At 43.1% G+C, this 21,657-nt stretch carries 19 protein-coding genes, 1 tRNA gene and 1 pseudogene; 15 read left to right on the forward strand and 6 right to left on the reverse strand.

Going from position 1 to position 21,657, the window contains the following annotated elements; genetic code table 11:
• The 15 genes and pseudogenes from FTV31_RS07850 to FTV31_RS07920 all read left to right on the forward strand — a co-directional run.
• Positions 1 to 112, forward strand: a pseudogene (locus FTV31_RS07850) (IS982 family transposase); the annotation flags it as partial.
• Between the two features lie 89 nt (positions 113 to 201).
• Complete coding sequence (locus FTV31_RS07855; RefSeq protein WP_180014105.1) at positions 202 to 501, forward strand: hypothetical protein; 300 nt, start codon at positions 202 to 204, stop codon at positions 499 to 501.
• A gap of 148 nt (positions 502 to 649) precedes the next feature.
• On the forward strand, positions 650 to 2,071 hold the full coding sequence (gene cysS / locus FTV31_RS07860) for a cysteine--tRNA ligase (protein WP_180014107.1): 1,422 nt from the start codon (positions 650 to 652) through the stop codon (positions 2,069 to 2,071).
• Between the two features lie 65 nt (positions 2,072 to 2,136).
• Positions 2,137 to 2,212 (forward strand) — tRNA-Gly (locus FTV31_RS07865).
• 273 nt (positions 2,213 to 2,485) lie between these two features.
• Positions 2,486 to 3,463 (forward strand): KpsF/GutQ family sugar-phosphate isomerase, encoded by a 978-nt coding sequence (locus FTV31_RS07870; RefSeq protein ID WP_004786235.1) that lies wholly within the window; start codon positions 2,486 to 2,488, stop codon positions 3,461 to 3,463.
• A 3-nt stretch (positions 3,464 to 3,466) separates the two neighbouring features.
• On the forward strand, positions 3,467 to 4,006 hold the full coding sequence (locus FTV31_RS07875) for an HAD family hydrolase (RefSeq protein WP_180011851.1): 540 nt from the start codon (positions 3,467 to 3,469) through the stop codon (positions 4,004 to 4,006).
• A 33-nt stretch (positions 4,007 to 4,039) separates the two neighbouring features.
• Positions 4,040 to 4,588: an LPS export ABC transporter periplasmic protein LptC gene (lptC, locus tag FTV31_RS07880; RefSeq protein ID WP_034705852.1), complete on the forward strand. Its 549-nt coding sequence runs from the start codon at positions 4,040 to 4,042 to the stop codon at positions 4,586 to 4,588.
• Positions 4,572 to 5,138 carry a lipopolysaccharide transport periplasmic protein LptA gene (gene lptA, locus FTV31_RS07885; RefSeq protein WP_159122791.1) on the forward strand — a complete coding sequence of 189 codons (567 nt, stop codon included), beginning with the start codon at positions 4,572 to 4,574 and terminating at the stop codon, positions 5,136 to 5,138. Before lptC ends, lptA begins: the two co-directional genes overlap by 17 nt.
• Complete coding sequence (gene lptB / locus FTV31_RS07890) at positions 5,138 to 5,881, forward strand: LPS export ABC transporter ATP-binding protein (RefSeq protein ID WP_004786227.1); 744 nt, start codon at positions 5,138 to 5,140, stop codon at positions 5,879 to 5,881. The genes lptA and lptB overlap by 1 nt, the downstream gene beginning before the upstream one ends.
• Before the next feature lie 140 nt (positions 5,882 to 6,021).
• A complete protein-coding gene (locus FTV31_RS07895; protein ID WP_180014109.1) occupies positions 6,022 to 7,563 on the forward strand; it encodes a TolC family outer membrane protein in 1,542 nt (513 codons plus the stop codon).
• A complete protein-coding gene (locus FTV31_RS07900) occupies positions 7,560 to 9,698 on the forward strand; it encodes a type I secretion system permease/ATPase (RefSeq protein ID WP_166135207.1) in 2,139 nt (712 codons plus the stop codon). The genes FTV31_RS07895 and FTV31_RS07900 overlap by 4 nt, the downstream gene beginning before the upstream one ends.
• The gene (locus FTV31_RS07905; RefSeq protein ID WP_004786223.1) at positions 9,695 to 10,882 is read left to right on the forward strand and encodes an HlyD family efflux transporter periplasmic adaptor subunit; all 1,188 of its coding nucleotides are present in this window, start codon (positions 9,695 to 9,697) and stop codon (positions 10,880 to 10,882) included. The genes FTV31_RS07900 and FTV31_RS07905 overlap by 4 nt, the downstream gene beginning before the upstream one ends.
• Positions 10,883 to 10,996: 114 nt before the next feature.
• On the forward strand, positions 10,997 to 11,596 hold the full coding sequence (locus FTV31_RS07910; protein ID WP_180014171.1) for a YigZ family protein: 600 nt from the start codon (positions 10,997 to 10,999) through the stop codon (positions 11,594 to 11,596).
• Positions 11,589 to 12,206 carry an acyltransferase gene (locus tag FTV31_RS07915; protein WP_180014111.1) on the forward strand — a complete coding sequence of 206 codons (618 nt, stop codon included), beginning with the start codon at positions 11,589 to 11,591 and terminating at the stop codon, positions 12,204 to 12,206. The genes FTV31_RS07910 and FTV31_RS07915 overlap by 8 nt, the downstream gene beginning before the upstream one ends.
• Before the next feature lie 187 nt (positions 12,207 to 12,393).
• Positions 12,394 to 13,236 carry a universal stress protein gene (locus FTV31_RS07920; protein ID WP_034703837.1) on the forward strand — a complete coding sequence of 281 codons (843 nt, stop codon included), beginning with the start codon at positions 12,394 to 12,396 and terminating at the stop codon, positions 13,234 to 13,236.
• A gap of 170 nt (positions 13,237 to 13,406) precedes the next feature.
• On the opposite strand, the gene FTV31_RS07925 is transcribed toward FTV31_RS07920, so the two are convergent.
• The 6 genes from FTV31_RS07925 to FTV31_RS07950 all read right to left on the reverse strand — a co-directional run bounded on the left by FTV31_RS07925 (position 13,407) and on the right by FTV31_RS07950 (position 21,582).
• Positions 13,407 to 14,072, reverse strand: a complete 666-nt coding sequence (locus tag FTV31_RS07925; RefSeq protein ID WP_166135213.1) for an O-methyltransferase — start codon at positions 14,070 to 14,072, stop codon at positions 13,407 to 13,409.
• A gap of 132 nt (positions 14,073 to 14,204) precedes the next feature.
• The gene (locus FTV31_RS07930) at positions 14,205 to 14,918 is read right to left on the reverse strand and encodes a D-Ala-D-Ala carboxypeptidase family metallohydrolase (RefSeq protein ID WP_004786214.1); all 714 of its coding nucleotides are present in this window, start codon (positions 14,916 to 14,918) and stop codon (positions 14,205 to 14,207) included.
• A 140-nt stretch (positions 14,919 to 15,058) separates the two neighbouring features.
• The gene (gene fdxA / locus FTV31_RS07935; protein WP_004786212.1) at positions 15,059 to 15,382 is read right to left on the reverse strand and encodes a ferredoxin FdxA; all 324 of its coding nucleotides are present in this window, start codon (positions 15,380 to 15,382) and stop codon (positions 15,059 to 15,061) included.
• 204 nt (positions 15,383 to 15,586) lie between these two features.
• Positions 15,587 to 18,211 carry a DNA mismatch repair protein MutS gene (mutS, locus tag FTV31_RS07940; RefSeq protein WP_180014113.1) on the reverse strand — a complete coding sequence of 875 codons (2,625 nt, stop codon included), beginning with the start codon at positions 18,209 to 18,211 and terminating at the stop codon, positions 15,587 to 15,589.
• A gap of 289 nt (positions 18,212 to 18,500) precedes the next feature.
• A complete protein-coding gene (locus FTV31_RS07945) occupies positions 18,501 to 20,507 on the reverse strand; it encodes a triacylglycerol lipase (RefSeq protein WP_180014115.1) in 2,007 nt (668 codons plus the stop codon).
• Positions 20,508 to 20,631: 124 nt separating this feature from the next.
• Positions 20,632 to 21,582, reverse strand: coding sequence for an ABUW_2363 family tetratricopeptide repeat lipoprotein (locus FTV31_RS07950; RefSeq protein ID WP_004786208.1), 951 nt, complete (start codon positions 21,580 to 21,582; stop codon positions 20,632 to 20,634).
• Positions 21,583 to 21,657 lie beyond the last annotated feature (75 nt).

Below are 21,657 nucleotides of genomic sequence, written 5' to 3' on the forward strand. Positions count from 1 at the left end.
TAAAGCACGTAGTCTTCATGGATTTCTGAGTGGAATTTACGCCTCACTATGTGCATATCAATTAACCCATCAAAATAAGCCAACAATTCAAATTAAGGAATCATCGGCTTAAGCAGGATCCGGGTTAGTATATTATTTGCGAGTACAGTTGAACAACCTATACTTAAAGGATCTTTAGGAGAGTTAAAAGGCCGTTATGCTTTGGATTGTTCAAAAGAGAAAGCCCATAGCTTATCTTATGTTATTGGTGAAAAAAGCATTTTGCGCTTAATTTCTGCTAAGCAAAAGCGTGCTTTATTAAAGTCAATTGAGCCTAAGTCTGAAAAAACTTTTGAAGGTTATCAATATATAATTACCGCCGAGTACCAAGGGACTACGATAGATTTCTACCAGAAAGATCATCAAAACTATGCGCGTGTTTTAAATACCAGCCTGAGTAATTCATTGGGACCAAAAACCAAACAGATGTTAATACAGTGCAAAACCGAAGCTAAATCCTGATATCTAAAAAGACCAGCAATAGCTGGTCTTTTTATACAATAGAGAAATAACCGCAGAAAAAAACCTTGAAAACTTTTCTTAAAACTTTATGAAAAATAATGCTTAGGTTAAGATGAGCCATCATTTGTAAAAGCATTCTAGAAGACCTATGCAACCATTTGTTCTATATAACTCAGAGCAACGTAAAAAAGTAGAATTTGTACCTCGTAAAGAAGGTCAGATTGATCTGTATGTCTGTGGGATGACGGTCTATGACTACTGTCATATCGGACATGCACGCACAGTGGTTGCATTTGACTATATTATCCGTTTCCTGCGCAGTCAGGGCTGGAAAGTAAAATACGTACGCAATATCACTGACATTGACGACAAGATTATTAAACGTGCCAATGAAAATGGGGAAAGCATTTCATCACTGACCAGCCGTTTTATTGATGCCATGAATGAAGACTTTACCAAATTAGGCTGTCTTGCACCGGATGAAGCACCAAAAGCCACTGATTACATCAATCAGATGCAAAACATGATTGGTACGCTGGTGGAAAAAGGGACTGCATATCCGGCAAATAATGGCGATGTTTACTTCGAGGTTGAAAAATTCGCCAAATACGGGCGTCTCTCAGGCCGTAAACTGGAAGATATGCAGGCAGGCGCTTCTGAACGTGTAGACGTCGAAGTTGAGAAAAAACACCCGTTTGACTTTGTACTTTGGAAACATGCCAAAGAAAATGAACCTTCATGGGCTTCACCATGGGGCAATGGTCGTCCAGGCTGGCATATTGAATGCTCTGCGATGTCAACTTGCTGCCTAGGCAATCATTTTGATATTCATGGCGGTGGTGCTGACTTAAGCTTCCCGCATCATGAAAACGAGATTGCACAGTCAGAAGCAGCCACTGGCGAACAGTATGTAAATTACTGGATGCATGCCGGCTTCATCAATGTCGATGGTGAAAAGATGTCGAAGTCTTTGGGGAACTTCTTCACCATCCGTGATGTGATTGAAAAATTCCATCCAGAAGTGGTGCGTTACTTTATCGTATCCTCACACTACCGCAGCCCGGTGAATTATTCTGATGTAGCCTTAAAAGAAGCGAAAAATACGCTGATGCGTTTCTATCATTCTTTTAAAGCTTATCAGGCAGTGTATGGCGAACAGCTGGTTGATACGTTAGATCAAGGCTTTGTTGAGCGTTTCAATACAGCCATGTGTGATGACTTCAATACACCAGAAGCCATTGCTGTATTGTTTGAACTGAATAAAGAGCTGAATCGTGCAGTAAAAGATCAGAATCAGGAACAGGCTGCTGTTTATTATTCTACTCTGCGCCATCTCACCAATATTCTGGGTCTGGTACAGCACAATGTCGACGAATTCTTAAAGTCTGATATTGGTCAGGAAGCTTTAGGCTTGTCTGAAGAGCAGATTGAAGATCTGATCCAGCAACGTAAAGATGCCAAAAAAGAGAAAAACTTTGCTCGTGCCGATGAAATCCGCCAGTCTTTATTAGACCAAGGAGTGGTGCTGGAAGATACCCGTCAAGGAACTGTATGGCGTCGTGCTGATTAATTCGACAGTTGAATCAATAGAGAGTTGACAGTTAGCAGAAACTCTCTATAATTCACTCCCATATTGCGGGAATAGCTCAGTTGGTAGAGCACAACCTTGCCAAGGTTGGGGTCGCGAGTTCGAGTCTCGTTTCCCGCTCCAAAATTCAAAAAACCCTGATCGGAAGATTGGGGTTTTTTATTGCCTACGCAAAATAAAAAGGACAATCAAAACTGATTTACCTAATGAAATTCTAAATAATGAAGAGCTTTCGGTCAGGGAAATTTTAGAATATTCTGTTTAAGTTTTATGAAAAGCTCTACATTTTGAAACCTGCTATTTGCATAGATATGATAAAATTGCGAAAATTATTTTTTGCTAGAATGAGTCAACTCTGTATAGAGTTAAGGTAAACCTACTTTGAACCCACCAAATATGCCAAATCAAATAGACTTCCAGAAAGTTGCACTTGAAACCTTGCGTATCGAAGAACAAGCATTACAGATTTTAGCCACGCAGATCGATGAGCGTTTTAGTCAGGCATGTGAAATTATCCTGCAGTGCAAAGGTCGTCTGGTGATTACCGGGATGGGGAAATCCGGGCATATTGGCCGTAAGATGGCGGCAACTTTTGCGTCTACGGGTACGCCTTCATTCTTCATGCACCCGGGCGAGGCAGGGCATGGGGATCTCGGTATGCTGGTACCGGGTGATGTACTGATTGCCATTTCAAACTCAGGCAAAAGCGATGAAATCATGATGCTGATGCCTCTGATCAAGCGTCTGGAAATTCCCTTAATTACCATTAGTGGGGATGCCAAAGGCCCAATGCCACAAAATGCTGATGTGGCTTTAACTCTAGGTCATCTTCAGGAAGCCTGTCCACTTGGCCTGGCACCGACTTCGAGTACAACAGCAACTTTAGCGCTGGGTGATGCACTGGCTGTCGCTCTTTTAGATGCACGAGGTTTTACTGCTGACGATTTTGCCTTGTCACATCCAGCGGGTGCCTTGGGTAAACGCTTATTGCTGCATGTAAAACACTTAATGCACACTGGTTCGGAATTGCCAAAAGTGTCACCAGATACACCAATGAATCAAGTTTTATACGAGATTTCAAATAAACGCCTAGGTTTAACCACAATTGTGGATCAAAATGACCTTCTGCTGGGTATTTTCACTGATGGTGACTTACGCCGCCTGATCGACAAACAGCAAGGTTTTGATGTCAATTTACCGATTCAGGAAGTAATGACCAAAAATCCGCTGACAATTTCTCAGGAAGCACGTGCTGTCGTTGCACTGGAAAAAATGAACGAACGTAAAATTAATCAATTTGTAGTGGTTGATGATGCCAATAAAGTCATTGGTGTAATTAGTATGCATGACCTGATTCAGGCTGGGGTAAATTAATAAATGGCATCTTATGTATTATTAGAGCAGGCACGTCATATTGAGGCACTGGTACTTGATGTAGATGGTATTTTAAGCGACGGTTTTGTCACATTGACCAACACGGGCGATGAGATCAAGTCTTTTGATATCCGTGATGGTCTGGGTATGAAACTGGTACAGCAAGCCGGAATCAAAGTGATCATTATCACTGGGCGTCAAAGCAATATCGTACAGAAACGTATGTCGGATTTAGGTGTAGATCTGGTTTATCAGGGCCGCGAAGATAAAGGGACTGCTTTGCGTGAAGCGTGTACTCAGCTCGATATCGATCCTGAAGACTGTTTATACATGGGTGATGACTGGCCTGATCTGTCTGCCTTCGCGATTGCAGGCATGAAAGTGACTGTTCCAAACGGCCATGTTGAAGTGCGTCGTCGTGCTGATCTGGTAACGCAAGCCTATGGTGGTCGTGGTGCGGTACGCGAGATTTGTGACATGTTACTGATGTCCAAAGGTAAGTACCAAGAGTTACTTGAAAAATATACTCGTGCGCCTTATTAATAAGTCATACATCCTGGATTAAGTACACCGCTTATGGACACTAGAGTTTTATATCTTACGGCTATTATCATTGCCGCAATAAGTGGTGGTTATTACTATTACAGCGGTAAAGGCAACAAGTTGCAGACTGATTCTGCACGTAGCATGACCTATTCTGCGAATAATATTAACTTAACCCAAACTGATGAAAAGGGCATGTTGTCTGTTCGTGCCCAGGTCGACCAGCTTGAACAAAACCTGCAGCTAGAGACTTCAAGTCTCAAAAATCTGCAGGCAACGACCTATAAAGACGGTCAGATTGATGCGACATTCTTTGCCAAACAGGGCAACGGTTATGATGACAATACAAAAGTTGTACTTTCTCAAGAAGTGCTGGCGACCAAGATCATGCAAAATGGAAAAATGCAGTTCCGTACCGAGGAGCTGACCGCTTTTCCGAAAACACGTGAAATTGAAACCGATAAAACTGTCATTGTTGAATCTCCACAGGCTGAATTTATCAGTCAGGGCCTAAAAGCCAATCTTAATGATGGTCAATACGAATTCTTTAATATTCGAGGAAAGTATGAACCAAATTCCTAGAGCTAAAATGATGAAAACTTTCCTTAAGCGCGCTGCGTTGTTAAGTCTGGTTGCATTGGGTTCAGCCACTGCGTTTGCATTGCCATCTGATCGTAATCAGCCGATTACCTTATTAGCTGACCGTGCGACTTTTAATGAGCGTACTGGAGTCACGACTTATTCAGGTAATGTCATTATTGAACAGGGCACCATGAAATTGCAGGCCAATTCGATTGTGGCGAATCTGAATAATAAAAAACAGATCAGCCTGATTACGGCAACAGGTAGCCCGGCTCAATTTCAGCAGAAAGTTGATCCTGCCAAAGGTTTGGCCAAAGGTCAGGCACAGAAAATTGTCTATAATGCGGAAACCGGGATTATTACCCTATCTGGAAATGCCTACTTGCAGCAAGATGGCGCTAGTATCCGTGGTAATACACTGAAATACAGCATGAATAAAGGCGATATTGAAGCAACAGGTACACCAAATAAAACCGGTTCAGCAGCAGGTCGTGTACAAATCGTGATTCCGCCTTCATCTTCGAAATCCTTCCCGGGAGCACGTGATTAATGGCACAGACGCATCAGGTTCAGACTTTAACCATTAAGCATCTGGCGAAAAATTATAGTAAACGCTGGGTAGTCAAGGACGTTTCCTTCAGTATGGAAAGTGGGCAGATTGTTGGGCTTTTAGGACCTAATGGTGCAGGTAAAACTACCAGTTTCTATATGGTGGTGGGTCTGGTGCGTATGGACAAGGGTGAAATCCATCTGGATGATCTCGATTTGTCTGACTTGGCAATGCATGAACGTGCGCGAAAAGGGATTGGCTATTTACCTCAGGAAGCTTCTATTTTTAGAAAACTAACCATTTCTGAAAATATTATGGCGATTCTGGAAACCCGTAAGGATTTAAGCAAAGCTCAGCGTCAACAACGTTTAGCCGAATTACTAGCAGACTTTAAAATTACCCATATTAAAGATTCATTGGGTATGAGTGTTTCGGGTGGTGAACGTCGTCGTGCTGAAATTGCCCGTGCTTTGGCAGCTGACCCTAAATTCATGTTATTGGATGAACCTTTTGCCGGGGTTGACCCGATTTCAGTGGGTGATATTAAAGATATTATTACGACGCTGAAAGATCGTGGAATTGGTGTATTGATTACCGATCATAACGTTCGTGAAACTCTAGCCATCTGTGAACATGCCTATATTGTCAGCGAAGGTTCAGTCATTGCTGAAGGCACGGCACAAGAAATTCTGGCCAATGAAACGGTACGTAAAGTTTATCTGGGTGATGACTTTACTGTATAGAAAATTTTCATTATCAGAAAAACCCGCATTAAGACTTTAGTCGTCAAATGCGGGTTTTTTTTAATTACATTAAGACGAAAAAGCTATCTTTTTGTATGATTTGATATATTGTTAGGCTAAAACACGAAACATTCATTATTATGCAATTTAGGGTGCAGCACTTAAAAAATGTTCAGGGGATAATAGATAAAATTAAGGGAAGATGGATCATTCTTCTTTTACCTTTATCTGTACCATTTGTACATGCAGAAAATTCACAGAATTATTTTAGTAATATTAAAAGTGGGTTAGGAAAACTGATTGCACCAGAGCCAACACGATCGGCGCAGACGATTGATATTAGCTCACTGAGTCAGTACTCACTGGATACCTCAAAGGTGGCTGAACTGCCGCAGATTAGTCGGCCGCAGCAGGCACAATCTTCAATTCGACCTATAAATGCTGGTATTCCTGCAAAAATGAGTCTGATTGAGGCGGTTCATACTGCAGTTCAGCGTCGTCCGGAAATTGCCCAGAGTATTTCGTCTTTATCTGCACAGGCCGCCAATATTGATGTGGCCAAAGCAGCGTATTATCCGCAGTTATCTGGCGGTGTAGGTACCGGAGATTTGACCTCAGGTGAACGTGGACGTCAGGTGGTTTCTCTGAATGCAACCCAGATGCTATATGACTTTGGCAAGATTAGAACCAATGTCAGTGTTGAAGAAGCGAGACTGGCAGAAGATCAGGCAAGAGTATTGGTAAGTCTGGATCAGGTGGCACTGGAAGTAGCTGATGCTATCGTCAATATTAAACGCTATCAGGAAATTACCAAGATTGCCGAACAACAGATTCAGGGCATTGCACGAATTGCAGAAATTGCCAATTTACGTGCCCGCGCCGGAATTAGCACACAGGCTGATCCGGTTCAGGCGCAATCCAATCTGGAAGCTGCGCAATCTAACCTGATCGTGCAACAGACCCAGTTAAGACAATATCAGCAACGTCTACGAACTTTATTGGGATTTGATGTCTCTGCAATTCAATGGGAAATTCCAGATCGGATCGTGACCCAGGCTAATCTTTATCAGGATCCTGAATTTACTCAGATTCCAAGTATGATCTTGGCACATTCAGGGGTGGATGTAGCCCGATTGCAAAAAGATCAGGCACGTTTAAGCCGTTATCCGACCATTAATCTGAAAGGTAGCTTAAGTCAGGCGGTTAATGGTCGAAATCCGAATAATAATGAAGATGATGGCTTTTATAATTCAATCATGATTGAAGCCAGCAGTAATTTTTATCAGGGTGGCGCTGTTCGGTCTCAGGCACGTGCTGCCAGTTATGCCGAAGAAGCTGCACGCGCACAGGTCAATACTGTCTATCTGGATGTGCTGGATCAGGTTCGTTTAATCCGGGAACAGATCGAAAATAAACAAAGACAAATGGATGTCCTGGCTCAGCGCCGTGAAACCACGGTACGAACCAAAGAGCTATATCAAGAACAATATAAATTGGGCACTCGGACTGTAGTGGATTTATTGAATGCAGAACAGGCGATTCACAGCGCAGCACAGGAAATTGAATCAGCGCGCTATGACATCTATTCGGCGATTGTGCAATACATTCAGGTGACAGGTCGTACACGGGATATTTACGCGCTTAACCGTATTTCTATTCAGGGGTTTGAAGTTCAGTCATGAGTACTATAATAAATTATCAGCCGTGGCTTCAGGCAGTTTTGAATATTGCCAAGCATTATCGGATTGAACCATCTGAGGAACGGATTCGTCTGCAACTGGACTGGAACCAGCATCATGACATTGATGAAATGCTCAAGATTGTCAGCCGTCAGATGGGATTAAATGTCCGCAAAAATAAATTTGATAGCAGTCTGCTGAATCCTTGGCGTTTGCCCTTATTGGTTGAATTTGATAGCGGAGATGTCGGTGTTATTGAACGTATCGACACACAAGGTAATGTCAGTGTACAACTGAGTGGTGATGCCGGTTTATCGCAAAGTTTTACCATCGAGCAGTTAGAAACAGGTGCGAAGCATGTTTATATCCTGCGACCAGAGTCTTCTGTGCCGGATGCGCGTGTCGACGAATACATCAAGCCCTTTGAGAAAAACTGGTTCTGGTCAATTGTTCTGAAAGACTGGAAACGCTATATCGATGTGATGTTTGCCTCTTTAATCGCCAATATTCTGGCTTTGGCAACGATTGTCTTCTCGATGAACGTTTATGACCGTGTCATTCCTTCACAATCGATTCCTACTTTATGGGTGTTGGCCGGCGGTGTACTGATTGCGGCGATTTTCGAGTTTGTATTGCGGGTATCCCGTATTTATCTTTCAGACATTATTGGTAAACGGGCTGACCTGAAAATATCTGACCGGGTATTTGGGCATTCCTTAAGAATTAAAAACAGTGAGCGTTCCAAATCGACCGGAACGTTTATTTCGCAGATTCGTGAACTCGAAGGTGTGCGTGAACTGGTCACTTCAACTACCGTGACGGCTATTGCAGATCTGCCATTCTTCTTCCTGTTCCTGGGGATCTTCTGGATTATTGGCGGCAACCTGTTCTGGGTTATGCTGTTGGTAGTACCACTCATGATTCTTCCAGGGATTCTGGCGCAGAAAAAACTGGCTAAGTTGGCACAGTTAGGAATGCGTGAATCTGCGATCCGTAATGCTTTATTAGTGGAAGCCGTACAAGGGATTGAAGATATCAAGCTGTTAAGAGCTGAAACCCGCTTCCAGAACCAATGGAATCATATGAATGAGGTCTCTGCTGATGTCAGCATGCAACAACGTAAAATTGTTGGCTTAATGACAGCATGGACCCAAAAAATTCAGGGACTCACCTTTGCTATTGTGGTTTTGGTCGGTGCATTTGCGGTGATGGATGGTGAGATGACCACAGGTGCTTTAGTTGCCTGTTCGATTTTATCATCACGGATGCTGGCACCTATTTCACAAATTACTGGTGTCTTGGGCCGTTTACAGCAAGCCAAAGTTGCCAAGGGCGGTTTGGATGAATTGATGAAAAAACCGGTGGATCAGCCGGATTATTCACATCTGATTCACCGTCCTGTTTTAGATGGTCATTATGACCTGAGTGGCGTGGTGTTTAAATATGGCGATGATGATCCCAAACCGAGTCTGGTCATTCCAAAACTGGAAATCAAGCCCGGTGAAAAAATAGCAATTCTGGGTCGTAACGGTGCAGGTAAATCGACTCTATTGCAACTGTTGTCGGGTATGCAAACCCCAGCACAGGGTAAGGTCAAACTGGATGGTATTGATCTGACCCTGATTGATCCTTCAGATGTACGCCGTGATATGGGCTTGCTCAATCAGAATTCACAACTCTTTTACGGCAGTATTCGTGAAAACCTGACTTTGGGAGCACCGCTCGCTACGGATCAGCAAATTCTGGAGGCCTTGCAAATCACTGGTGCACTTAACTTTGTTCAGGAGAAAAAAGAAGGTCTGGATCATATCATTCTGGAAGGTGGAGTGGGCTTCTCGGGTGGACAGCGTCAAGCCTTATTACTGGCACGGCTCCTGATCCGCCAGCCTAAAATCTTATTGTTAGATGAGCCAACTGCAGCGATTGATGATGTTTCAGAAAAGCAGTTAATTGATCATCTGAAAGGGTATCTGGCACATCGTACACTGGTGGTGGCAACGCATCGTCGCGCCGTACTGGAGTTAGTTGACCGTATTCTTGTGGTCAATGATGGCAAAATTGTCATGGATGGTCCACGAGACCAGATATTGAATCAGTCACAGGTAGGAACTAAACGGGTCGTGGGAGCAAGCGCATGAGTGAACCACAAACATTAACGCGTTCAAACAAAGTGAGCTTTCAGGAACCGCCATTACCGAAATCCAGTTTGATTATCTGGATTGTGGGCATTGGCTTGTTAATTCTATTGACATGGGCCTGGTTATTTAAACTGGAAGAGGTCTCGACCGGTACGGGTAAAGTCATTCCATCGTCCAAAGAACAGGTGATTCAGTCTCTGGAGGGCGGCATTCTAACCAAGTTAAATGTCAAAGAAGGTGAGATTGTAGAACGTGGTCAAGTCTTGGCACAGCTTGATCCAACCCGCTTCGAATCAAATGTCGGTGAATCAGAATCCTTGCTGATCGCTTCACGCGCCACTTCTGCCCGTTTACGTGCAGAAGTGAGTGGTACGCCGTTGTCTTTTCCGGAAGAAGTGCTGAAATATCCGAAACTGGTTAAAGAAGAAACCGCACTCTATCAGTCACGTCGTGCCAATCTGGAAGAATCTCTTGCCGGATTGCAACAGGCATTGGTACTGGTACAACAGGAATTGGAGATGACCGCGCCATTGGTGGCCAAAGGCGCAGCCAGTGAAGTTGAAGTTCTACGTTTGAAGCGTGAAGCCAATGACCTGCGTAACCAGATGAACGATATTCGCAACCAATATTATGTGAAAGCACGGGAAGAACTGTCCAAAGCCAATACTGATGTGGAAACTCAGCAACAGGTAGTACGCGGCAAGTCAGATACCTTGAACCGGACCATTTTTAAATCCCCAGTTCGTGGCGTGGTCAAAGAAATTGATGTCATGACTTTGGGGGGCGTGGTTCCGCAAAATGGCAAGTTGATGACCATCGTGCCTCTAGATGAAAAATTACTGGTTGAAGCCCGAATTTCACCACGTGATATTGCCTTTATCCGACCTGATCAGGAAGCACTGGTTAAGATTACTGCCTATGATTACTCGATTTATGGCGGTCTAAAAGGCAAAGTGACTGTGATTTCGCCAGATACCTTGCGAGATGAAGTCAAACAGGATCAGTTCTACTATCGTGTGTATATCCGTACCGATAGTGACAAATTGAGAAACGCCGCCGGGCAGGAGTTTAACATCACACCAGGTATGGTGGCTTCTGTTGATATTCGTACCGGAGCAAAAACGGTAATGGACTATCTGATCAAGCCATTCAACAAGGCTAAAGAAGCGTTACGTGAACGTTAAATTTAAAAGTAATCAATAAAATTAAATTGAATCAAGCCTCTCGTATAGAGAGGCTTTTTCTTTGCCCCATCAAAACAGGTATACTGCACAGGTGAAATTTGAATGCCTGAAGTTATGCCATTTACCATTGCCAGCCTTGTCAGTTTTGAGGAAGACATCAAAAAAAGCCGATTTCAGGCCTTTGCCACACCTGTAGAAAATGAGCAGGATGTGAAGGATTTTCTGGAGGCCTATCGTGATCCGACCACCACTCATCAATGCTGGGCCTGGAAAATCGGTCATCATGTACGCTTTAATGATGATGGTGAGCCATCGGGTACCGCTGGCCGACCGATCCTCGCGACTATTGAAGGCAATGAGCTAACCAATGTACTGGTACTGGTGAATCGCTGGTATGGTGGCATCAAACTTGGAACCGGCGGACTGGTCCGTGCCTATGGAGGCTGTGCTGGACAATGTTTGTTATTAGCTGAAAAAATTGAGCTGATTGAAAAGAAAAAGGTCGAATTTGCTTGCCAGTTTAATGAGTGGGCGATTTTTCAGTATGAGCTGAATCAGCAGCAGATTGATTATCAGGAAGAATATACGGCTGAAGGTGTACAGGTTCAGGCACAATTTCAGAAACATCAGATTGAACCTTTTGCGTTGAAGATTCAGGATGTTACTCGCGGACGTGAACAGTTAAAAATCATAGAAGAAGCTACAGATGACTGAACCAGATCCATTACTGAAATATCGTGAGCAGCATAAACACCGTCTGAATTATATGCCTTGGCTATATTGGTCCTTAAAACCCAAGAATCGTGGTTGGGCTGAGGCTTGGCAGAAAGAATATCAGACCTATCTGATGGAGATGGAAACAGTCGAGATTGGTGAAAACTGTTTTATTTCGCCGTTGGCACATATCTTCGCTGAACCGGGGCGTAAAATTATTATCGGGGATAATACCTTTATTGCGGCAGATTGTACGCTACATGGTCCTTTGGAGATAGGGAGCGAAGTTGCAATCAATCATCACTGTATTCTGGATGGTGGTCGGGTTGGGATTAAACTGCATGATCAGGTACGCATCGCAGCCTATTGTCATCTTTATGCCTTTGATCATGGGATGGAACTGGAGCAGCCGATTTATCAGCAGCCAGTCAGGTCCAAAGGGATTGAGATTGGTCGGGATGTCTGGCTAGGTGCCCATGTCGGCATTAAAGATGGGGTGAAAATTGCCGATCAGGCGATTATAGGGATGAATAGCATGGTCACGAAAGATATTGAAGCGCGTGCAATTGTCGCCGGAAATCCGGCAAAATTGATTCGATATCGGGATTAAAATAGTGAAAGAAGTTCTTGGAAAAAGGATTTATATCAGGTGCTTAATATTCGGTAAAGGCCTTAGAACATCACATAAAAGTTAACATATTTCAATTCAAGCCTTACAGATTTCAGTGCACATTTACTAATGCTTGTGCTAAGTTAAAAATAACTAAGAAATTTTTATTATAAAAGAGAGGCTGAACATGAAACGTGTCATTGCCTGCATAGACTCCTCACCATGCACGAACGCACTTGCAGATGCGGCTGCATGGATTGCCAAACAGACCGGCCGTGAACTGGTTTTATTACAGGTTCTGGATTATTACCCGGCCAGTTATCATCTTGGGGAAATTAGCGGTGTGATTGGCTTTGAAAGCAATGCCATGTTGCTTAAAGAGCTGGCTGAGCTGGAGCAAAAGCAAAGTGAAATTGCGCTTAGTTATAGCAATAATCTGCTCCAGCATATTTCGGATCGTATCTTTAAAGATTATGGCATCCGCACCACCCATATTCAGGAAAAGGGTGATTTTCTGGAACAAAGTTTTCAGATTCTAAAACCTGATGATATTGCTGTAATCGGACTACTCGGTGAGCGTTCTGCCGAGAAAAACAAGCCAATCGGCACCAATGTAGAAAACTTTATCCGTGGTGCTAACTGTACAGTGATGACTGTAGGGGAACACTTCAGACCACCGACACGTTTTATCTTTGCTTATGAATATTCGCCGACTTGTGTGAAGATGATGAAACGCATTGCAGAAAGTGATTTATTAAGACAATTACAATGTCATCTGCTTTATATCGGGGATCATGTGGAAATCCTGAATGAGCCTCTGCAATATTTGACAGAAGCAGGACTAGAGGTCGTTCCAGAATACCGCTATGGAGAAGTAGCTGAAAATATCCTGTCTTATCAGCAGGAACATGGGATTCAGTTAATTGTCTTGGGGGCATTCAGTCACAGCAAGATCCACCAGTTCTTCTTGGGCAGTATTGCGACAACGATTTTCCGAAATTCTAAAGTGCCATTATTGGTAGCGAAGTAGAAAGAGGGTGATAAAACCTACAGAAATGTATTTTTTGATAAATTGTTACAGCTTGAATTAAAAATAACCAGAGTTATCCTCATATATTGTGGATAACTCTGTGGTTACATTCTGTAAGATGATGTTATTTATCGAGAATACTTTATTGGCTGATTTTTGTTCTAGTCGTATTATTTGACAATTGCGAGTGCAAAACCATCATGTCCTTTACTGCCAACGGTCTGTAAAGCAGTACAAGATAAGATACGTGGATGATTTTCCAGCGCTTTAAACATGTCACGAATGCCTTCAATACTTGGTTTTTTATTATCCGGATTGATGATATCACCGGCACGAATCACATTGTCCAGGAAGATAATGGTACCGGAGTGAGAAAAGTTTAAGCTCAGCTCCAGATATTCAGGATAGCTTTGCTTATCGGCATCAATAAAAATAAAGTCAAAGGCTTCAGTATCTTGAGGCAGGGCACGAAGCACATCTGCAGCACGGCCACATTTCAGCTCAACTTTCTGTTTTAACTGTGCACGATCAATATTTTCCTGTCCCATCGCAGCATGTGTATCACGGCCTTCGATTGTCAGGATATAACCGTCTTCAGGGAGGGCACGAGCCAGCCACATGGTGCTATATGCAGCAAAGGTTCCTAGTTCCAGTACGCGCTTGCACTTATTCATCTGGATCAGCATTTGCAGCAGCATGCCCTGATTCGGCGCAACAGCCAGATGATCTGGAAAACCATGTGCAGCAGTATTTTCAAGAGTCTGATTCAGGATAGGATCTTCAGGAATTAAATGTGAATCAATGTAGCGGTCAATATCTGTCCACATTTGTTGCATAGTACTCGCACCTTTGTTGTGATGCGTGCATTTTAAACTTTTCCGGGCACAGCGCAATTTATTGTTCTATATTCGCTGATTTTTTAGGCTATACAAAGCCAAAAGCTGGCTTTGTATAGAAAATGAAATGACTTAGTAATTACACATTGATGAGCGACGACTTAAATCCGGGCCCCAAGTGCGATAACCTTGAGTATCAATATGGATTTGGCCAGAGGCATATAAACCGAGCCCCATATTCAGGCTTTGTCCATGCTGTAACCAAAACTGGCACAGTTTGAACTTGGTATTTTCAATTGCTGCATAATCCTGAGCCTGTGGGTACTCAGGTCCGATCCGAAAATCAATTGCCGAGTTAAACAGGTGACGTGAAGAATTAGCTCCACCGGCACACTGATTTAAAGGCAGGTCACGATAAACCGAAGTGACTTCAAAATCAGTCAGTACATTGGCAGCAACCAGATATTTGAAGACACGTAAAGTAGGCACCTGATTTGACCAGAGCTCACGGCTTGGAATCATATATTGAGATCGACCACATTTAGCCCAATCCCGTGCAGTACGCATCAGCTCAAAACTTGGAATAATATTTCCGACCCCTTGCTGGGCCAAAAAGTTTTCATATTCACGTACAAGAGACAGGTTATTTAGTGCCGATACCCAGTGAGTATAGACATAAGGAACCGGTTTAGGCTGTGGTTTATGGTTGTACTGGACTCGTTCTTCTGGGATGTAAATCCTTTTATCTGGAGTTACTTTACCAGACTGTTTTGTGGTGGTAGCACATCCTACAAAGACAAGCGGGATTATACAAACACTCAATAACCCCTTTATTAAATGCTTCATTGATAGCAATTCAGATATTTTAAAATAGCGCTATTTTAGTCCACTTTTACGGAGAAAATCAGGATAAATTGCAATGAAATGTGTGGATGGGGTATAAAAAAAGACCAGTCTATGCTGGTCTTTTTTTAAGATTTGAAAAATTATTTTTCAAGATATTGTAATTTATCAGTTTTACCATTCCACTCTTCACGGTCAGCAGGTTGCTCACCAATTTGAGTGATATTCGGCCATTTTTGAGACAGTTCAGCATTTAGCTCGATAAAGACTTCTTGGCCTTCCGGTAATTCATCTTCAGAGAAAATTGCATTCGCAGGACATTCAGGCTCACATAACGCGCAGTCGATACACTCGTCCGGGTTAATCACAAGGAAGTTAGGACCTTCATAGAAACAGTCTACTGGGCAAACTTCAACACAGTCTTGATATTTACATTTAATACAATTTTCAGTGACAACGAAGGTCATGGCGACAGCTACCTAAAAAATATGGTTCTAATGACGAATACCGTATTTTAGGCAAAAATAGAGGGAACAAACAATTCCTTTTATTGATATTTGTTATATATAGGGCTGTTAAATTTGAAAAAACTGCGATGATTTGATGGAAGGCTCAGGGAATGAGAATCATCATCAGCTAAGCCCTATGCGGGATAGGGCTTAGAAGAGATTTTAACTTGGCTGTTTCATGAGATCTTTAAGAGCATAAAGTTGCTGTAATGCTTCACGTGGGCTCAGATTGTCGACATCAATGTCTTCTAATAATTCAAGCGCTGCTGAAGGCTTTTCAATCTCGATGACTTTTTCGATGATTTCAGGCATGGCAAACAGATCATGCTGCGGACTTTGTGGTTTGGCCTGATGCTGCTTTTCCAGAATTTTTAGGCGATGCTGAGCTTCTTTAATTACAGCCGCAGGAATACCTGCCAATTTAGCCACCTGTAAACCATGACTCTGACTAGCTGGACCATGTTGGACTTTATGCAGCAGAATCAGATTGCCATTTAGTTCTTTGGCTGTGACATGGTAGTTATCAATGCCTGATTCTTTATCCAGTTCGGTCAGCTCAAAATAATGCGTTGCGAACAGACATAAACATTGAATCCGTTTAGTCAGATCCAGCACACAAGCCCAAGCCAGGGACAGCCCGTCATAAGTACTGGTCCCGCGACCCACTTCATCCATCAGGACTAGCGACTGGCTGGTGGCATGATGCAGGATTTGTGAAGTTTCCGTCATTTCGACCATAAAGGTTGATTTACCGGTCGACAAATCATCTGCAGAGCCAATCCGGGTAAAGATCCGGTCAATTGGTCCCAGTGTTGTCGATTGCGCCGGCACATAACTACCGCAATAAGCTAGCAGGGCAATCAGGGCAGTCTGGCGCATAAAGGTGGATTTACCGCCCATATTTGGACCGGTAATAATGGCCATACGGTGCTGATAATCCAGCTGTGTATCATTCGGAGTAAATGCAGCCTTGCTTAAGGCTTCCACTACGGGATGACGGCCGGCAACGATTTTTACACCAATTTCAGGGCTAAATTTTGGTCGTGACCAGTTGCGTAAACGTGCCTGATGCGCAAAGTTTGCCAACAGATCGATCTGGGCAATCGCACTGCTCATCATCTGTAGATTGCCAATATCCTGACGCAATTCATCCAGCAGCATCTCGAACAGCATTTTCTCGCGAGCAAGTGCACGGGATTCGCTAGACAGTACTTTATCTTCAAAGGCTTTCAACTCAGGCGTGATATAACGCTCGGCATTTTTGAGTGTTTGTCGACGGATATAATGCTCAGGTGCCTGTTCAGCTTGTGCACGGGTTAATTCAATATAGTACCCACTGACACGGTTATAGCCGATTTTCAGGGTAGGAATGCCACTTTGCTCCCGTTCCTTAATTTCCAGATCAATCAGGAACTGTCCGGCATGGTCACGGATTTTACGCAGCTCATCCAGCTCGCTATCGAAACCTTCTGCAATGACATTGCCATCACGTAGCAATACCGGTGGATTTTCAACGATAGCGGACATCAGGCGCTGATGCAGGCCATGAAAATCACCCAGTTCTTCATTCAGCTGTTGTAATAATTTCGAATTCTGTTGACTTAACAGCGGTTGTAACGCATGGCGTAAAAATGGAATTTGTGCACAGGCTTGACGTAATTGAACCAGATCGCGTGGACGAGCACTACCTAAAGCGATTCGGCTGAGTACACGTTCAATATCACTGATTTCTTTTAAGACCAGACGGACTGGCGATTCATGGAAACCTTTAAGCAATGCCTGTGTCGCATCTAGTCGCTCATCCAGAATCGCGGTATCACGAAGCGGTTGCATCAGGGTGCGGCTAAGCAGACGGCCACCCATAGCAGTTTGACAATCATTGATTAGCTGGAACAATGAAGTGCCATGTTCAAATAAAGGCTCAATCAATTCGAGGTTGCGACGGGTGACTGGATCCAGAGCAATAAAGTCTGAACTTTGTTCCAGTTGAATGGTTCGGATATGCGGTAAAGCCGTTTTCTGAGTTTCTTTGGCATAGTGAATCAATGCGGCTGCAGCAGCTTTGGCCAAGGGCAGATGATCAATTCCGAAACCTGAAAGTGTGCTTACTGCAAACTGGTCGCATAAGGTCTTCTGAGCATTGTTCTGGTTGAAATCAACATTCGGACGTTTACTGATTGGAACATCTAGCTGTTGTTTTAAGTATTCTACCAGTGCTTGATCTTGCAGATTTTCATCCACCACAATTTCGCTTGGCATCAGGCGTGCCAACTCAATGGCTAACTGACTTAAGTCATAATCGATTTGCTGGACTTTAAATAAACCCGCACTCAGGTCGAGAAGTGCAATTCCGATTTGTTGGTGTTGAACACACAGAGCAACCAGGTTGGAGGTTTGATGCGCACCTAATAAGGCATCATCAGTTAAAGTCCCGGGAGTGATAATTCGGACGACCCCACGTTCAACTGGACCTTTACCAGTCACTTCACCGATCTGCTCGCAGATCACCACCGTTTCGCCTTTTTTCACCAGACGAGCTAGATAGCCTTCAGCAGCATGGAAAGGTACACCGGCCATGGGAATTGGCTGGCCATTGGCTTTACCGCGATGGGTCAGGGTAATGCCTAAAATTTTGGCGGCCTTATGGGCATCTTCAAAGAACAGTTCATAGAAATCACCCATGCGATAAAACATCAATGAGTGTGGATGCTGCATTTTGACCGACATGTACTGCTGCATCATGGGCGTTAAGCTAGAGAGATCAGCCACAAGTTCTGAACTGGTCATTAAGAAAAAATCCTTTAAATATATAAAGCCAAACCGAAATCTTTTTCCGAAACACTATCCTCGGAAAACCTGGAAAATAGCCTAAGCTAAAATCCTGTAAAGACTGGTTTGAATGTCAAAAATAATTGCCTCAAGTCTAACAAATTTAATTTTTAGAAAGAAACATAAATCCGCAGGAATCTGTATTTGTACGGACTTAGTCGATATAAAGCATAAAAGGGTATTGATACATGGGTTGCCCATAAAAAAAGCCACCGATAGGCAGCTTTTTTATATCGCTTATCAAAATTTAATCAGGATCATACAATCCCAAGTCGACCAGATGTAATCTGAGAAGGCGGCGGAGTTCCAGTACAGCCTCAGGCGTTTCCTGAACAGAATGTCCACCTTTGATAATTTTATTGGAAGCCGCACCTTCAAGATATGCACTCTGATAAGCGACGACATCATCAGTCATAATATTTTCATCATCGCTATCTGTATTGTTGCCAATAATCGAGTGAAATTTGAAACCTGGTGCCGGATTAATATCTTTAGTCAGTGCCGTGAATTTTGATTTCTTACTAAGATCACTCGGCCCATTCTGAATCAGGTCACGACCGACTTCATGCAGAAAATCACTCAAGCCAATTTCACCTTGGACAGTGTCGGCAAATGCACCCAAAAAGGCACTCGGAACACGAATAATTTTACGTGCCAGTTTGGTATGCCAGCGATCTGCATAATCGGTCCCTTTATGCGGCGCTGCCAGGAAAATAGCGCGACTGAAATTCGGAACCGGCTGCATTTTTAAACGCGCTTTAAAAAGTGGATTGTCCCGGAACTTGGTCAGCTTTGAGTTTTTTACAATATTAAAAGCGGGTTCAGTAATATCTGCATCACTCACCAATAGACGGGCAATAACACCGCCCATACTGTGTCCGACCAGTACAGCTTCTTTTTTGGCTGGTGCATTATTACTAATACGTGCGAAACCTTGTTGAAGCAGCGCGTTAATCTGGAAACGGCTTTCTAGAATAGGCATGTTGGTTGAGTAGAAGACCTGCCAAACCTGGAAGTTTTCTCTTAAGACCGGATCACCCATAATATCATTGGTTAAACGAATCCAAGCTTCGGGGCTGCTGGCCAAACCATGAATCAGCACTAAAACCTTTTTATTTGGATTATAAGGTTCCAGCATAAACAGATGCGGCATGACCAGATTATCGTCACGATTGATCAGTGTCAGATAAGCTGCGCGTCCCAGATTGTTTTCTGCCAGCCATAGCCCATAAGGCGCTGAAAAGTTTGCCGCTAAAGCATATTCCTTATTGGCAACTTTAATCTTGTCATATTTATACGGGTCATAAAGTTTTAAATGGAAGTTGCTGTTATTTAGAATCTGTTCTACAGAGTTCGCTGATTCTGGAATGGCAGTAATTGTGGTTGCCAGATAACGTGCTGAATGAATAAAAGGATTTACGCCATTTTGATATTGGTGATTTAGTGGATCAACCAGATATTTTTTATCTTTTTTGGAAATTTCTTCTTCTGGCAAGACCACCAGAAACTCAGAGCCGAAACCGTCACGACGGGTAATTGAGCGCAGACCAGAGAAGTTCATGTTATAGGTCGACATTAACTGTTCAATTGGCTGATTCTTGAGCTGGGGAAAATTGTCCAGATTAATGGTATAGACACTGTTTCCAACCTGCAGACGTTGTCCGGCTTCTTTGGTTTTATAACGTTCTGCGTAGATCTGGATTAAATGAGCAATTGCCAGGTTATAAAAGTCACGAATCTGAACTTGTCGGTTGTCGAAGATCCGGTCCTGTGGTGCACGTTCAGTCTGAAACAGATAGGCATAACTGTAGCGGATACTTTTATCCAGCATTTGTAACTGCTGTTCCTGACATTTTTGCAGGTTCTGGGTTTGCAGTTGCTGTTTTTCTTCAGATCGGGTCTTAGCCAGAGCACTGGTTTTACATTCAGCCGATTTACCAAGCTGGAGTGATTTAGCTAGATATAATTCACTCGATGTTGAAAGTAATTGCTCATCCAGAATCTGTGGAATTTCTTGTAGCTCTTTCACACATTCTTCTGGATTATTTTCACAGACTTGTGCTTCACGTCCGGTCATGGACAGGACATTCAGACTGGCTTCACTCAACTTATCGCGTGTAAGAATGCTATCGCGTTCATTATTGATGGTGACATTAATAGCCTGCTCTTTAACACTCACCACCTGACAGCCACTCAGTACAGCTGTCATGAGTACAGTGCAAAGTAATGCTATCTTATTTATTTTCTCGTGCATAAAGACTTTGAACACTCATTTAAAATTATAAAGCTTGATAATGCTTTGTATTTTACTAATTTTTTCCCATAAAAATAGACCGCCGGAGCGGTCTATTTGTAATATTATGAATCTGAAATATAGCTTATTGTGCTGGTGTAGGCGCAGGGGTTGTTGGTGCAGGAGCGGCTGTTTGCATGACTTGCCATACGTTCCAGCGACCCTGTTTTTCAATTTCCTGAATCAGACGATCAGCGACTTCAGCTTCTTGCGGATATTTAATTTTGTAATTATTCAGAACCTGAACAGCGTTCTTTTTATTCTCCATGGCAATGTAGTTATTTGCCGCAGATAAATAAGCTTCTTGAACACCTGCCTGCATTGCCTTGTCCAGATACTGAATTGCTTCGCGGTGACCACCACCTTCAGACAGACCAAAACCGAACCAGAAGTTTGCTTCAGCATCATCCTGGTTAATACGAAGAATGCGCTGTGCATAGGTCATTGATTTGGTGGTATAGATAGAACCCAAATCAAGATTACGTGCCATCACGCTGGCCTTAAATGCACGCATTAAGACATCAAATGAAGCATTCGGACGTGAAGCCAAGGTATCCAGCTGTTGAGAAACTTCGCGAAGTTTTGCTTCAAAACCACGGCGTTCCTGACGGTCGCTAAAGCGGGGTGGATAATGACGCGCTTTACCTTCTACCATCTGCAAGAAATCATCGATTTCGGTAATGTCGATTTCATTTTCATTGGCAAGTGCTGCATAACGCATACTGCGTGTATTGCTATCCACCATCGGGATGATCAGCTTGTTCACATCTAGGGTTAACTGTTTAGACGGATCTTTAGGATCAGTGACCACCATTTTCGTCACTGGCTGCGCAGCGGCTTTTTGCAAATGAACTTCAAATGGAGGTGGTTCGTTATAGTTAAATGGATTTAAAGCATAAAATGGCGGAGTAAGTTCAGGTTCAACAAAAACTACCTGATCAGCTGGTTTCTGTTCTTGTTTGCTTGAGGTCGGTGCCATAGAGCACGCCGTCATGGTAAAAGCTAAGCAAGCAATTGCTAAGGGCTTCAAGGTCATAATATCCGTCCATTCATGTTATTTTTTAAAACATCTATTCAAAAAATGCATGATCGTCAGTCTATGAAAAGTGCT

This window comes from Acinetobacter sp. YH16031 (assembly GCF_013417335.1).
In the GTDB taxonomy this organism is placed as follows: domain Bacteria; phylum Pseudomonadota; class Gammaproteobacteria; order Pseudomonadales; family Moraxellaceae; genus Acinetobacter.

What these genes read in the sequence shown, in the direction of transcription:
- FTV31_RS07875 (WP_180011851.1), top strand. Translation starts at nt 3,467, where the DNA reads ATGGCATCTTATGTATTATTAGAGCAGGCACGTCATATTGAGGCACTG.
- FTV31_RS07930 (WP_004786214.1), bottom strand. Translation starts at nt 14,918, where the DNA reads ATGAAGCATTTAATAAAGGGGTTATTGAGTGTTTGTATAATCCCGCTT.
- FTV31_RS07895 (WP_180014109.1), top strand. Translation starts at nt 6,022, where the DNA reads ATGCAATTTAGGGTGCAGCACTTAAAAAATGTTCAGGGGATAATAGAT.
- FTV31_RS07950 (WP_004786208.1), bottom strand. Translation starts at nt 21,582, where the DNA reads ATGACCTTGAAGCCCTTAGCAATTGCTTGCTTAGCTTTTACCATGACG.
- lptC (WP_034705852.1), top strand. Translation starts at nt 4,040, where the DNA reads ATGGACACTAGAGTTTTATATCTTACGGCTATTATCATTGCCGCAATA.
- lptB (WP_004786227.1), top strand. Translation starts at nt 5,138, where the DNA reads ATGGCACAGACGCATCAGGTTCAGACTTTAACCATTAAGCATCTGGCG.
- FTV31_RS07920 (WP_034703837.1), top strand. Translation starts at nt 12,394, where the DNA reads ATGAAACGTGTCATTGCCTGCATAGACTCCTCACCATGCACGAACGCA.
- FTV31_RS07910 (WP_180014171.1), top strand. Translation starts at nt 10,997, where the DNA reads ATGCCATTTACCATTGCCAGCCTTGTCAGTTTTGAGGAAGACATCAAA.
- lptA (WP_159122791.1), top strand. Translation starts at nt 4,572, where the DNA reads ATGAACCAAATTCCTAGAGCTAAAATGATGAAAACTTTCCTTAAGCGC.
- FTV31_RS07905 (WP_004786223.1), top strand. Translation starts at nt 9,695, where the DNA reads ATGAGTGAACCACAAACATTAACGCGTTCAAACAAAGTGAGCTTTCAG.
- FTV31_RS07870 (WP_004786235.1), top strand. Translation starts at nt 2,486, where the DNA reads ATGCCAAATCAAATAGACTTCCAGAAAGTTGCACTTGAAACCTTGCGT.
- cysS (WP_180014107.1), top strand. Translation starts at nt 650, where the DNA reads ATGCAACCATTTGTTCTATATAACTCAGAGCAACGTAAAAAAGTAGAA.
- mutS (WP_180014113.1), bottom strand. Translation starts at nt 18,211, where the DNA reads ATGACCAGTTCAGAACTTGTGGCTGATCTCTCTAGCTTAACGCCCATG.
- FTV31_RS07945 (WP_180014115.1), bottom strand. Translation starts at nt 20,507, where the DNA reads ATGCACGAGAAAATAAATAAGATAGCATTACTTTGCACTGTACTCATG.
- fdxA (WP_004786212.1), bottom strand. Translation starts at nt 15,382, where the DNA reads ATGACCTTCGTTGTCACTGAAAATTGTATTAAATGTAAATATCAAGAC.
- FTV31_RS07915 (WP_180014111.1), top strand. Translation starts at nt 11,589, where the DNA reads ATGACTGAACCAGATCCATTACTGAAATATCGTGAGCAGCATAAACAC.
- FTV31_RS07925 (WP_166135213.1), bottom strand. Translation starts at nt 14,072, where the DNA reads ATGCAACAAATGTGGACAGATATTGACCGCTACATTGATTCACATTTA.
- FTV31_RS07900 (WP_166135207.1), top strand. Translation starts at nt 7,560, where the DNA reads ATGAGTACTATAATAAATTATCAGCCGTGGCTTCAGGCAGTTTTGAAT.